The organism is Paludibacterium denitrificans (genome assembly GCF_009707705.1).
In the GTDB taxonomy this organism is placed as follows: Bacteria; Pseudomonadota; Gammaproteobacteria; order Burkholderiales; family Chromobacteriaceae; genus Paludibacterium_A; species Paludibacterium_A denitrificans.
The window spans coordinates 2,461,518-2,475,645 of record NZ_WLYX01000001.1 but is presented as its reverse complement, the minus strand read 5'-3'; the positions used below and the strand labels follow the sequence as shown (position 1 = coordinate 2,475,645).

At 55.1% G+C, this 14,128-nt stretch carries 5 protein-coding genes, 2 tRNA genes, 3 rRNA genes and 3 pseudogenes; all 13 read right to left on the bottom strand.

All coding sequences use genetic code 11. The annotated features are described in order from the left end of the window. Position 1: 1 nt before the first annotated feature. The 13 genes and pseudogenes from GKE73_RS15980 to GKE73_RS15920 all read right to left on the bottom strand — a co-directional run bounded on the left by GKE73_RS15980 (position 2) and on the right by GKE73_RS15920 (position 13,654). Positions 2-307, bottom strand: coding sequence for a hypothetical protein (locus tag GKE73_RS15980; protein WP_230370716.1), 306 nt, complete (start codon positions 305-307; stop codon positions 2-4). Positions 308-345: 38 nt separating this feature from the next. Continuing rightward, positions 346-570: a hypothetical protein gene (locus GKE73_RS15975; protein WP_230370715.1), complete on the bottom strand. Its 225-nt coding sequence runs from the start codon at positions 568-570 to the stop codon at positions 346-348. After that, the gene (locus tag GKE73_RS15970; RefSeq protein WP_230370714.1) at positions 518-1,243 is read right to left on the bottom strand and encodes a hypothetical protein; all 726 of its coding nucleotides are present in this window, start codon (positions 1,241-1,243) and stop codon (positions 518-520) included. The genes GKE73_RS15975 and GKE73_RS15970 overlap by 53 nt, the downstream gene beginning before the upstream one ends. Before the next feature lie 215 nt (positions 1,244-1,458). After that, a complete protein-coding gene (locus GKE73_RS15965) occupies positions 1,459-1,818 on the bottom strand; it encodes a cysteine-rich CWC family protein (protein WP_230370713.1) in 360 nt (119 codons plus the stop codon). Between the two features lie 87 nt (positions 1,819-1,905). Further along, complete coding sequence (locus GKE73_RS23990; RefSeq protein ID WP_280955229.1) at positions 1,906-2,469, bottom strand: adenosine deaminase family protein; 564 nt, start codon at positions 2,467-2,469, stop codon at positions 1,906-1,908. After that, positions 2,445-2,842, bottom strand: a pseudogene (locus GKE73_RS23985) (adenosine deaminase family protein). Before GKE73_RS23985 ends, GKE73_RS23990 begins: the two are co-directional and overlap by 25 nt. A gap of 162 nt (positions 2,843-3,004) precedes the next feature. Continuing rightward, positions 3,005-4,214, bottom strand: a pseudogene (locus GKE73_RS15955) (branched-chain amino acid ABC transporter substrate-binding protein). A 230-nt stretch (positions 4,215-4,444) separates the two neighbouring features. Continuing rightward, positions 4,445-8,051: pseudogene (gene putA / locus GKE73_RS15945) on the bottom strand (trifunctional transcriptional regulator/proline dehydrogenase/L-glutamate gamma-semialdehyde dehydrogenase). A 399-nt stretch (positions 8,052-8,450) separates the two neighbouring features. Beyond that, positions 8,451-8,565: ribosomal RNA gene (gene rrf / locus GKE73_RS15940) — 5S ribosomal RNA — on the bottom strand. A 129-nt stretch (positions 8,566-8,694) separates the two neighbouring features. Beyond that, positions 8,695-11,583, bottom strand: a 23S ribosomal RNA gene (locus GKE73_RS15935). Between the two features lie 271 nt (positions 11,584-11,854). Beyond that, positions 11,855-11,930, bottom strand: a tRNA-Ala gene (locus tag GKE73_RS15930). Between the two features lie 11 nt (positions 11,931-11,941). Beyond that, positions 11,942-12,018, bottom strand: a tRNA-Ile gene (locus tag GKE73_RS15925). 97 nt (positions 12,019-12,115) lie between these two features. After that, positions 12,116-13,654 (bottom strand): 16S ribosomal RNA (locus GKE73_RS15920). Together the 16S, 23S and 5S rRNA genes with 2 tRNA genes alongside form the textbook arrangement of a ribosomal RNA operon. Positions 13,655-14,128 lie beyond the last annotated feature (474 nt).

Here is a 14,128-nt window from a genome sequence, read left to right as displayed (position 1 = left end):
ATCAGAACCGGTAAGGAAACTTGATGGAGAACGCATAGTTGGCCGTATCGGGCGTCAACCCTACCGCCAGATTGGGAATGATGGACAACCGTTTGTTCAACGCATAGGTCAGCCCAACATTCAGCGTCGCCGCATTGGCATCGCTGCCGGGTACGTCATTCCATGCGCCGCCATCACTCTTGGTTTGCGACTTGCGTGCCATCTGTTGCGAATAGGACATTCCCGGGCTCAAGCGGTCGTTGAGCGCAAAGGCAAACCCGGCACCAAACGACAAGCTGTCGCCCAGTTTGACACTGCTTACTTGCACCACATCCTGCTGTGCACTGATGTCGTTGAAATGCTTGCTTAAGCATAGTGGGTGTAGCCAACGCTGGCAAACAGCACGGCCGGATCAACGGTTTTGACAAACGACAGCCCGGTGGAATACGCCCAGACACCGTTTCCGGTGGGCAGACGCTCGGGAACGGACAGGTTATCGTTGCCCGCCGACGGGATCAATTTGATGCCATAAGGATTGCTACCGGTTGGCGCCTTGGCATGCAGGCTCCAAACGATATCCGGCCAATCCATGTCTTCCTGTACCAGCTTGTATCCCACGCCAAAGCTGACATCCCCCAGCTTCGGTCCCCTGGTTGACCGAGGATTGCGACACCGTGGAGGACGATCCCCCCGCCCCGCCGGAGAAATACGTAGCATCACGTGCGATAAAAGGCAGATTGACATCAAATTGCCAGCGCGGCGATGGCGAGTAACGGCCAGTCAGATCAAAGGTCATACTGTCACTGCGCAACCGGTCCAGATTGATGCTGCCCAGAAAAATGGAATCCAGCGCCAGAAAACCGTTCAGTCGCAGCTCACGCGTATCGTAATGGCTATAGGTGAAGCCGGGCTCGAGCGAGAACGTGCTGCTGGAATCAAAGCCGCTCGCTTCCTGATAAATGTCGCTGACGCTTTTGGGAATTTCCGACACCACCGGCAAACTGGGGGATGGCACCGGAGAGGACGACGGTAACGCGGTATGGCCCGGTATGGTGGCCAAGGCGATGGAGCCAGTCTGCCCGGTGAAACGGCCGGGCTCTGTCGCCGGACTTGCCGTCAGGGCCGCGAGTTTCTGTTGCAGCTCACGGATCAACGCTGCCTGCTCATGACTTTGCTGCTGCAAAACTGCCACTTCCTTGCGCAGTTTCTTTAACGGCGTCTCCGCCGCTAAAACGCTAGCACCGGGCAGTGCCAGCAGCGTCACGGTGAAAACCAACGGCCGCAGGGATAAGACTGGTGCCAAGGACGGTTGCATGGTGGGCCCCGAACAGAAATCGAATCAAGAAAACCGCGACGACATCATCTTATGAAAATAATAAATTCAGAAATCAAACACACCAGCAAATCGGCATGCGTTTTCACTATAGGATGGGAAATACATCAATACAATCTCATACCACGGCCAGCGCTATGCGCCCCTCAGCAACCCGAGTTGCACTCTTTATCGCAACGCAACAAATGGTCGCGCAGACAAGCGGGGCACAAACAATCCCTGCCCTCCTCGCCCAACGGCACAACATGCGGCAAATCGGCACACCAGCACTGGCCCTGCTGACCACCGCTACCGCAGACAAACGCCGCACCACACTGCTGACAGATTTTGTCTTGCACCGTACGCGGCAAGGCCAGCAGGCGATCCCACACCGCTCGCTTTTGCACGGCGTCGAATGACGACCAGCCGCTGATCTCCGCCAGCGTGCGCTGGCAGCCGGTACACATCGCCCCCGCCTCATCCAGCTGACAACGCTGCACACACGGAGAAGGAACTTCATTGGTCATAGCCAAACCTTGCTCTGCTAAAAATGGCGACAGGGTTGGCCGAACCACCATTTCGGCCAACCCTGTCAGAACTCATCAGTCCATATGTCAAACCTGTTCAGGTTGCCACGCCGCCACCACGCGGTCGATTTCCTGCAACCAGTGCTCCTGATCCAACGGCGACAACCAGCTGGCCACGATGCTGTTCTTGACCAGTTGCACGACTTCGGCCAACGTCAGCTGCAGCGCCCGGCGGCACGCCAGCAAATTGGCATTCAGGTAACCACCAAAGTAGGCGGGATCATCGGAATTCACCATGGCCAGCAGGCCAGCTTGCAGCAAGGATCGCAGATTATGCTGTTCCATGCGCTCGAACACCTTCAGGCGCACATTGGAAAGCGGGCAGACTGTCAGCGGTATCTGGTTTTCGGCCAACCTTTGCACCAGTTGCGCATCTTCCAGGGCTGCGCACACCGTGATCAATGCGCGATACCTCCAGCAAGTCCAGCGCCTCCCAGACATAAGCGGCCCCTCCTCGCCAGCATGCGCCACGCGGGCCAGCCCCAAGTCCTTGCAGCGGGCAAACAGACGCTGGAACTTGGACGGCGGATGCCCCACTTCGCTGGAATCCAGCCCAACGCCGTCAATCAGCGACAAATGCGGCATGGCCATCTCCAGCACGGCAAAGCCTCTTCCGACAGATGGCGCAAAAAGCTCATGATCAGGCGGAAACTTATGCCCCACTGCTGCGCCGCCTGCTCCAGCGCCGCACGGATGCCCAAAAGCACATGTTCGAAGGGCACGCCACGATCCGTATGGGTTTGCGGGTCGAAGAAGATTTCAACATGCACCACATTATCGGCATGCGCCTTTTCCAGATAGGCCCGGTCAGATCGAAGAAATCCTGTTGCGTCTGCAACATGCCCGCACCGGCATAATACAGGTCGAGAAACGACTGCAAATTGGTAAACGCATACGCCGCGCGAATCGCCTCCACCGAAGGATAAGGCAACGTAACGCCATTACGCTGCGCCAACGCCAGCATCATTTCCGGCTCCAGCGTGCCCTCGATATGCAAATGCAACTCGGCCTTGGGCAAACGCCGGATCAAATCATCAAGCGTACAGTCAGACATGATTTCTCCCTACAAAACAGAAACGGCGCAGAAAACCTGCGCCGTTTGCATTACATCATTCTGGCCAGCAGATTACTGGGCAGATTTGGCTCCGCCGCCAATGGTTTCCATTACAGTCCATTTGCCGCCAACCACCTTGTACACGGTAATGCCGCCATCCTTCAGGTCACCCTTGTCATCGTAGGACCAGTTGGACGAGGTGACGCCCGAGTACTTGATCTTGGCCAACACCGGCAGATACACCTTCGGATCGGCAGACTTGGCATCTTTCATGGCCTGGATCATCGCGCCGGTCGCATCATAACCATACGGCGAGTAGGTGGCTACGTCAGATTTGAAACGGGCCTTGTAACGCGCCTCGTAGTCTTTGCCTTTAGGCATCTGGTCCAGCGGCAAGCCAGCCAGCGAAGCGATGGAACCATCGGCTTCCTTGCCAGCCAGTTGCAGGAAGTTCGGGGTCTTGGTCATTTCGCCCGAAACCAGCGGAGCGTTAATGCCAAGGCGCTTCATCTGCTTGGCCATCGGGGCAGACTGGGCGTCGGCGCCACCGTAGAAGATCACGTCCGGGTTCACACCCTTGATCGAGGTCAGAATCGCGGCAAAATCGGTAGCCTTGTCGTTGGTGAACTCGCGCTTGGCAATCTTGCCACCGGCGGCTTTCACCGCCTTCTCGAATTCATCAGCCAGGGCCCTGACCGTAAGCGGTACGGTCATCCACAATTACAATGTTCTTGGCTTTCAGTTTTTCCACCACGAACTTGCCCATCACCGAACCTTGCTGGGTATCGGACGTCATGGAGCGGAAGGTGTTCTTGAAGCCTTGAGCGGTAAATACCGGCGAGGTTGCCATGGCGATCATCGGCAAGCCTGCGTCGGAATAAATCTTGGAAGCCGGGATGGAAGTACCAGAGTTAAAGTGGCCGATTACGCCGTTAACTTTCTGGTCTACCAGCTTTTGTGCCAGTTGCGTGGCAGTTTTCGGGTCAGCCTGATCGTCTTCGGCCACCAGTTCAAATTTGACCGGCTTGCCATCAATGGTCGGCTTGGAGGCGTTGGCATCTTCAATCGCCAGCGTCACACCGTTCTTGTACTCTTCACCGTAGTGCGCTTGCGGGCCGGTCATCGGCGCAGCAAAACCAATCTTGATGGTATCGCCGCTGCTCGCTTGAGCCGCGCCAGAAGCCTGGCTACCGGAAGCAGCCTCTTCTTTTTTGCCACAGGCGGACAAGGCCACTGCAGCAGCTACGGCGATCGAAAGTGTCGTCAGCTTGTTGAATTGCATCTCGTTTCCTCTATTTGACAGGTTTGTACTATCCGGCTTGTGGCAGAACAGTTCTTGTGCTGCGTTTTTTTGTGGTGCAGTAAACGCTGGCGGCATTATTCCAATGCTGCCAGCTCATGACAAGCCCCATCAGTATACCGATGATCGAGTCGGTATCGGCAGGTCACCAGCAGGATTGGCGATTAAAGCCTTGCCAACCTGCCCGACACCCGGCCGATACCTGTTCAATCTCAGTCACCAATGCTCATCAAACTGGCGTTACCGCCTGCCGCCGTCGTATTCACGCTTACCGCGCGCTCTACAACCAGACGATGCAGGTTGTACCCGCTTTGTCCTTTCAACACTAACGGAACCAAGGCACCATCACGGGCCGCCAGAGTGGCACGAGCTGCCTGCGCATCGGCATCCGTGCCATCAAACAAGACGGCACTCAATTCCGCTTGCAACACATCGGCAGCCAGCTGGACATGGCCAACCAGTTGGCTAAGCAATTTTGCTGCCAATATCGTCATCGGCCAATACCGCCTGATTGCCGGTAGCCAGCACGGCAACCAGTTGCTCCAGCCGACCATCCATTGAGGCTGCCAGGCAACCAACCTTGCCACGCGGGGCAAAGAACAGACTGTTGTTTTCCCCTGTTGGCCCCGGCAAGCGCGCGCGATGCAACAACGGAGTCTCGCGGCGCGCCTGATCAAGCAGCGCACTGACGCGCGGACCAGCGCCCAGCGCCGAGGCGGCGTTCGCCAACGCATCCAGCCCTGCAAGGTTGGCCGAAACCGGTTCCGTGGCCAGCTTGGGCATCCAGCCATCGGCCTGAGTCAAGCGATACAGATAGAACGGACCACCGGCTTTCGGCCCGGTACCGGATTTGCCTTCCCCGCCAAACGGTTGTACCCCTACCACGGCGCCCACGATGTTGCGGTTAACGTAGATGTTGCCTGCTTTGATCTTGTCCACAATCGCGTCAATGGTTTCATCGATACGGCTGTGGATACCATGGGTCAGCCCATAGCCGGTGCGGTTGATCTCGTCGACAACCCGATCCAGCTGATTGGCGTCAAAGCGCAGCACATGCAATACCGGACCAAACACTTCACGCGTCAGATCATTGAGGTTGTCAATTTCAAACAACGTCGGCGGCACAAACGTACCCTGCTCGCAATCAGCCGACAGTGGCGTCTGGTAGCAGGCGCGGGCTTTGGATTTCATTTTCTCAATGTGTGCCAGCAGCCCGGCCTGAGCGTCGGCATCAATCACCGGGCCGACATCCGTCGTCAGCAAGGCCGGATTACCCACCTTCAGTTCAGCCATCGCGCCTTTGATCATGGTGATCATGCGATCGGCAACATCGTTTTGCAGGTAGAGCACCCGTAGCGCAGAACAACGCTGTCCCGCGGAATCAAAGGCCGACGCCAGTACGTCCACCACCACCTGCTCGGCCAGAGCGGAGCTATCAACGATCATGGCATTCTGACCACCGGTTTCGGCAATCAAAGGCACATCCTCGCGGCGATCGGCCAAGGTCCGGTTGATGATCTGGGCCACTTCGGTGGAACCGGTAAAAATCACGCCTTTGACGCGTGGATCGCGCGTCAATGCCGCGCCCACCACCTCGCCACGGCCCGGCAGCAATTGCAGGGCGCCACGCGGCACACCCGCTTCGTGCATCAGCCGGACAGCATAAGCGGCGATCAGGCAGGTCTGCTCCGCTTGGCCAGCACGGTATTCCCGGCCGCCAGCGAGGCGCTCATTTCACCAATAAAGATGGCCAGCGGGAAGTTCCATGGGCTGATGGTAACCACCGGGCCTAGCGCCGGTGGGTTAGCCTGGCTGAAATTCTCACGAATCTGACCAGCGTAATAACGGCAGAAATCAGCCGCTTCACGCACTTCGGCAATGGCATTGCTCAACGTTTTACCGGCTTCGCGCACCGCCAGCCCCATCAGCACCGGCATGTGCTGGTCCATCAAATCCGCCATGCGTTCCGGGCATGCCGCACGCGTGTCCACCGGCGTATTTGACCATTGCGGATAAGCGCTTTCGGCCAACGTCAACGCACGCTCGACATCAGCTAGGCGTCGCTTCCAACACTTGCCCCACCACGTCCGCGTGATTTGCCGGATTGCGCACATCCAGTGCCATGCCTTCAGTCACATCGCCATCACCCAGCATCGGGAAGGCACGCCAGCTCGTCTGTTCAGACTCGGTCAACCCCTGTTGCAGCTCGCCCAGCACATGTTCACTGGAAAGATCCAGTCCTTTGGAATTGCGGCGTTGCGAACCGTACAGATTGATCGGCAACGGAATTTTGCGATGAGGCTCACCGGCATACTGCGCTGCTTCCTGCACCGGGTTGGCCACCAGTTCATCAATCGACACCGATTCATCAACAATACGGTTCACAAACGAAGAGTTGGCACCGTTCTCCAATAGGCGCCGCACCAGATACGCCAACAAGGTTTCATGCGAACCAACCGGAGCATAAATCCGAGCAGCACGGCCCAGATTTTGCGGGCCGACAACCTGATCAAACAGCGTCTCGCCCATGCCATGCAAGCACTGGAACTCAAAATCCTTGCCTTTGCCCAGCTCATAAATGGCCGACACGGTATAAGCGTTATGGCCAGCAAATTGCGGGAAAATGGCATCCTGCGCCGCCAGCAACTTCTTGGCACACGCGATATAGGACACATCGGTATACACCTTGCGGGTATAGACCGGATAGCCCGGCAAACCATCGACCTGAGCACGCTTGATCTCCGCATCCCAATAGGCGCCTTTCACCAAGCGCACCATGAAGCGATGACCGCTGCGACGAGCCAGATCAATCAGATAATCAATAATATAGGGACAACGCTTCTGGTAAGCCTGCACCACCAGGCCAATACCGTTCCAGCCAGCCAGATCCGGGTCAAAAGCCACCGCTTCCAGCAAGTCCAGCGACAGCTCCATACGGTCGGCTTCTTCCGCGTCAATATTCAGACCAATATCGTACTGTTTGGCCAACAGCAACAATTCTTTCAGGCGCGCGAGCAATTCCGTCATCGCCCGTTCATGCTGACTACGGCTATAACGCGGATGAATTGCCGACAACTTCACCGAAATGCCGGGGCCTTCGTACACACCGCGGCCTGCCGATTCTTTACCAATGGCATGAATCGCCATCACATAATCGCGCATATAGCGTTGGGCATCTTCCTCGGTCATCGCCGCTTCGCCCAACATGTCATAGGAGAAACGATAACCGCGCGACTCACGCTCGCGGCCGTTAACCAGCGCCTCCTCGATCGTTTCCCCGGTCACAAACTGCTTGCCCAACATCCGCATGGCCATATCCACACCCTTGCGGATCAGTGGCTCGCCACCTTTGGCAATCAGCCGGGTCATAGCTGCCGACAAACCTTGTTCGCTATGGGACGATACCAACTTGCCCGTCACCAGCAAGCCCCACGCCGCCGCGTTGACAAACAACGAAGCGCTATTGCCCAAGTGCGCACGCCAGTCACCACGAGCAATCTTGTCGCGAATCAGCTTGTCTGCCGTTTCCCGGTCAGGAATCCGCAACAAAGCCTCCGCCAAGCACATCAACGCAATACCTTCCCGGCTGGAGAGAGTGAACTCATGCATCAGGGCATCAACACCACTAGAGCGTGTCCGCTGGCGACGAACCTGCGTCACCAGACGACGAGCCATATCCTGCACAACCTTGACCTGCTCATCACTCATCGCAGCTTGCGGCAACAACGCCTGAACACATTCCCGTTCATCACGACGGTACGCCGCCGTAACAGCATCTCGCAGAGCCGACTGGGAATGGGCTAACACCTGAAATTGCATGACTTACTCCCCTATCTCTATTTACGTCTGGATGACACCCCGACTTATTGCCTATTGTATACAAAAACATTTTTTGTTGTTGGACAATATAAAATATTTTTTACAGCAAAGAAGAACGCGAAAATCAGACAAAACCTAGCACAGCGACATGTGTTCCTTGTCGTTATAGCTCACGCAGGAAATAAAGACGCAGGACAGATAAAACCACAGGTAAAAACGGGAATAGCAGGATTCACGCAGCAAACGTGAAGACAGGTAATTAACCATTCAGCAAAGAGGGCGCTTCGCGTGAACAGACCATCAGGAGAGCCCCACCCCGGAGGGGCGTGGGGCAAAGTCGCAGGTTTCGGAGCGTAAAAGCAAGAAGCCCAGCTGATTGAGCTGGGCTTCGTAAGGGGAGTCTGGCGGTGTCCTACTTTCACATGGCGAATGCCACACTATCATCGGCGCTAAGGCGTTTCACGGTCCTGTTCGGGATGGGAAGGCGTGGGACCACCTCGCTATGGCCACCAGACATAAGCTGTCAACAAACTGCAAGAAGCCTTGGGTTGATCTCTCAACCCTGAATTAACTTATGATTTCGGTAATTGATTGCACGTCGCACATTTACAGCCAGCTCGGTTTCCCAAGCCACTCAAATGATAGGATCAAGCCTCACGAGCAATTAGTATCGGTTAGCTTCACGCCTCACAGCGCTTCCACACCCGACCTATCAACGTCCTGGTCTCGAACGACTCTTCAGGAGGGTCAAGCCCTCAGGGAAGTCTCATCTTCAGGCGAGTTTCCCGCTTAGATGCTTTCAGCGGTTATCTCTTCCGAACTTAGCTACCCGGCAATGCCACTGGCGTGACAACCGGTACACCAGAGGTTCGTCCACTCCGGTCCTCTCGTACTAGGAGCAGCCCCCGTCAAACTTCCAACGCCCACTGCAGATAGGGACCAAACTGTCTCACGACGTTTTGAACCCAGCTCACGTACCACTTTAAATGGCGAACAGCCATACCCTTGGGACCGGCTACAGCCCCAGGATGTGATGAGCCGACATCGAGGTGCCAAACTCCGCCGTCGATGTGAACTCTTGGGCGGAATCAGCCTGTTATCCCCGGAGTACCTTTTATCCGTTGAGCGATGGCCCTTCCATTCAGAACCACCGGATCACTATGTCCTGCTTTCGCACCTGCTCGACTTGTCGGTCTCGCAGTTAAGCTACCTTTTGCCATTGCACTATCAGCACGATTTCCGACCGTACCTAGGTAACCTTCGAACTCCTCCGTTACACTTTGGGAGGAGACCGCCCCAGTCAAACTGCCTACCATGCACTGTCCCCGATCCGGATAACGGACCAAAGTTAGAACCTCAAAGGGGTCAGGGTGGTATTTCAAGGTTGGCTCCACCAGAACTAGCGTCCCGGCTTCTAAGCCTCCCACCTATCCTACACAAACCACTTCAAAGTCCAATGCAAAGCTACAGTAAAGGTTCACGGGGTCTTTCCGTCTAGCAGCGGGTAGATTGCATCTTCACAAACACTTCAACTTCGCTGAGTCTCAGGAGGAGACAGTGTGGCCATCGTTACGCCATTCGTGCGGGTCGGAACTTACCCGACAAGGAATTTCGCTACCTTAGGACCGTTATAGTTACGGCCGCCGTTTACCGGGGCTTCGATCAAGAGCTTGCACCCCATCACTTAACCTTCCGGCACCGGGCAGGCGTCACACCCTATACGTCCACTTTCGTGTTGGCAGAGTGCTGTGTTTTTGTTAAACAGTCGCAGCCACCGATTCTCTGCGACCTGTCGTAGCTTCAACCGCAAGGGTTTACACCACAACAGGCATACCTTCTCCCGAAGTTACGGTATCAATTTGCCGAGTTCCTTCTCCTGAGTTCTCTCAAGCGCCTTAGAATTTTCATCCTGCCCACCTGTGTCGGTTTGCGGTACGGTTCTCGTATAGCTGAAGCTTAGTGGCTTTTCCCGGAAGCGTGGTATCAGTCACTTCAGATCCGTAGATCCTCGTTATCACGTCTCGGCCTTAAGGAGAGGCGGATTTGCCTACCTCTCCAGCCTACCGGCTTGAACCAGGGCATCCAACACCGGCTGACCTAACCTTCTCCGTCCCCACATCGCACTATACGAAAGTACGGGAATTTTAACCCGTTTCCCATCGACTACGCTTTTCAGCCTCGCCTTAGGGGCCGACTCACCCTACGCCGATGAACGTTGCGTAGGAAACCTTGGGCTTTCGGCGAGCGGGCTTTTCACCCGCTTTATCGCTACTCATGTCAGCATTCGCACTTCTGATATCTCCAGCATGCCTTACGACACACCTTCACAGACCTACAGAACGCTCCCCTACCACGCACAGTAAACTGTGCATCCGCAGCTTCGGTTATAAGCTTGAGCCCCGTTACATCTTCCGCGCAGGACGACTCGACCAGTGAGCTATTACGCTTTCTTTAAATGATGGCTGCTTCTAAGCCAACATCCCGGCTGTCTAGGCCTTCCCACCTCGTTTACCACTTAGCTTATCATTTGGGACCTTAGCTGGCGGTCTGGGTTGTTTCCCTCTTGACGATGGACGTTAGCACCCACCGTCTGTCTCCCATGCTTGCACTTTCCGGTATTCAGAGTTTGCCATGGTTTGGTAAATCGCAATGACCCCCTAGCCATAACAGTGCTTTACCCCCGGAAGTGATACATGAGGCACTACCTAAATAGTTTTCGGGGAGAACCAGCTATCTCCGAGTTTGTTTAGCCTTTCACCCCTATCCACAGCTCATCCCCTAATTTTGCAACATTAGTGGGTTCGGACCTCCAGTGCGTGTTACCGCACCTTCATCCTGGCCATGGATAGATCACTCGGTTTCGGGTCTACACCCAGCGACTAAGACGCCCTATTCGGACTCGGTTTCCCTACGCCTCCCCTATTCGGTTAAGCTTGCCACTGAATGTAAGTCGCTGACCCATTATACAAAAGGTACGCAGTCACCCCTTGCGAGGCTCCCACTGTTTGTATGCATCCGGTTTCAGGTTCTATTTCACTCCCCTCCCGGGGTTCTTTTCGCCTTTCCCTCACGGTACTGGTTCACTATCGGTCGATCACGAGTATTTAGCCTTGGAGGATGGTCCCCCCATCTTCGGACAGGATTTCGCGTGTCCCGCCTTACTTTTCGTACACTTAGTTCTTGCCATGGCTTTTCGTCTACGGGACTATCACCCACTACGGTGGCACTTTCCAGAGCCTTCGACTAAGCCAAGTCATAAAGAGTACAGGCTGTTCCGCGTTCGCTCGCCACTACTGACGGAATCTCGGTTGATTTCTTTTCCTCGAGTTACTTAGATGTTTCAGTTCACTCGGTTCGCTTCCACTGACCTATGTATTCAGTCAGGGATACCTATTGCTAGGTGGGTTTCCCCATTCGGATATCGCGGGATCAAAGCTCTATTGCCAGCTCCCCCGCGCTTTTCGCAGGCTTACACGTCCTTCATCGCCTGTGATCGCCAAGGCATCCACCAGATGCACTTAGTCGCTTGACCCTATCATTTCAGTAACCTGGTTACTTCCACAACAGGCTGTGTTTGTGCGACATGCCACACCGCCCCTTTTGATATGGCGACATGACATCGATACAATCAAATTACCCAAAGTCGACAAGCTTTCCAACGAAGAATTAACTCCGTTTTCCTTCTTGCCGTCTTGTTAATTCGGCTTCTTCAGTTTGTTAAAGATCGGGCGTGCGACCTTGCGGTCTGTCAACGCAAACAAAAATTCACCGCCTCTCGACGATGCGCTTTTGTTTGGGCTGAGTGGTGGAGGATGACGGGATCGAACCGACGACCCCCTGCTTGCAAAGCAGGTGCTCTCCCAACTGAGCTAATCCCCCAACAGGTCAAATGGTGGGTCTGGTTGGACTCGAACCAACGACCCCCGCCTTATCAAGACGGTGCTCTAACCAGCTGAGCTACAAACCCAGTTGACGATGGCGTCTCGCCTCGCAGCAAAACTCCATGCCCTTAACTTCCAGAACAACCGATAGGTTGTGAGTACTCGGCTTCCGCCTTTCTCTAGAAAGGAGGTGATCCAGCCGCAGGTTCCCCTACGGCTACCTTGTTACGACTTCACCCCAGTCATGAAGCATACCGTGGTAACCGGACCCCCGAAGGTTATCCTAGCCACTTCTGGTATCCCCCACTCCCATGGTGTGACGGGCGGTGTGTACAAGACCCGGGAACGTATTCACCGCAGCATGCTGATCTGCGATTACTAGCGATTCCGACTTCACGCACTCGAGTTGCAGAGTGCGATCCGGACTACGATCGGTTTTCTGAGATTAGCTCCACCTCGCGGCTTGGCAACCCTCTGTACCGACCATTGTATGACGTGTGAAGCCCTGCTCATAAGGGCCATGAGGACTTGACGTCATCCCCACCTTCCTCCGGTTTGTCACCGGCAGTCTCATTAGAGTGCCCAACTTAATGATGGCAACTAATGACAAGGGTTGCGCTCGTTGCGGGACTTAACCCAACATCTCACGACACGAGCTGACGACAGCCATGCAGCACCTGTGTTACCGCTCCCTTTCGGGCACCCTCTAATCTCTCAGAGGTTCGGTACATGTCAAGAGCAGGTAAGGTTTTTCGCGTTGCATCGAATTAATCCACATCATCCACCGCTTGTGCGGGTCCCCGTCAATTCCTTTGAGTTTTAACCTTGCGGCCGTACTCCCAGGGGCGGTCAATTTCACGCGTTAGCTACGCTACCAAGGATTCAAACCCCCAACAGCTAATTGACATCGTTTAGGGCGTGGACTACCGGGGTATCTAATCCTGTTTGCTCCCCACGCTTTCGTGCATGAGCGTCAGTATCATCCCGGGGGGCTGCCTTCGCCATCGGTATTCCTCCACATCTCTACGCATTTCACTGCTACACGTGGAATTCTACCCCCCTCTGACGTACTCTAGTCGTGCAGTCTCCAATGCCGTTCCCGGGTTAAGCCCGGGGCTTTCACATCAGACTTGCACAACCGCCTGCGCACGCTTTACGCCCAGTAATTCCGATTAACGCTCGCACCCTACGTATTACCGCGGCTGCTGGCACGTAGTTAGCCGGTGCTTATTCTTCAGGTACTGTCATCCCCAAACGCTATTAACGCTCAGGATTTCCTCCCTGACAAAAGTCCTTTACAACCCGAAGGCCTTCTTCAGACACGCGGCATGGCTGGATCAGGGTTGCCCCCATTGTCCAAAATTCCCCACTGCTGCCTCCCGTAGGAGTCTGGGCCGTGTCTCAGTCCCAGTGTGGCGGATCATCCTCTCAGACCCGCTACGGATCGTCGCCTTGGTAAGCCTTTACCCCACCAACTAGCTAATCCGACGTCGGCCGCTTGAATAACGCGAGGCCCGAAGGTCCCCCGCTTTCCTCCTCAGAGCGTATGCGGTATTAGCACTCCTTTCGAAGCGTTATCCCCCATTACTCGGCACGTTCCGACGCATTACTCACCCGTTCGCCACTCGCCACCAGGAGCAAGCTCCCGTGCTGCCGTTCGACTTGCATGTGTAAAGCATGCCGCCAGCGTTCAATCTGAGCCAGGATCAAACTCTTCAGTTCAATCTCTTAGCAAATTTCTGGCACGCAAGATCAAAGAAATAAAACAAGTATTTCTGTCTCTTGCAGTGCAAGTGTTGGCTTCTACCAAGCACTCACACCTATCGGTTATTCTTTCTGTTAAAGATCGGTGCCAACCGCTTCGTTTCCGTTGCGTCGTCAGCTGAGGAGGCGAACTATACCCACCCCGGCCACACCCGTCAACACCTTTTGTGCCATTCCCTGACACTTTTCGCCCTAGCTCCATCCAAACCCACCGCAAGCCGCTGTTCCTGAACGCCTTATTACAGCCGGGTTTTTTGTGAAGCAAAACACTAGTGCTAGCACTAGGCGAGTTGGCTGTCACAACTTGGGAGAACCAGAGGGAAAAATACTATCGATCTTGCGGTGACATTGATTGGCGCACATAACAATTATGGACGGGGAATACCGTTTGTCACGGGCTTTAGGCCGGACTCCGGCCTGCGAAGACGAGTG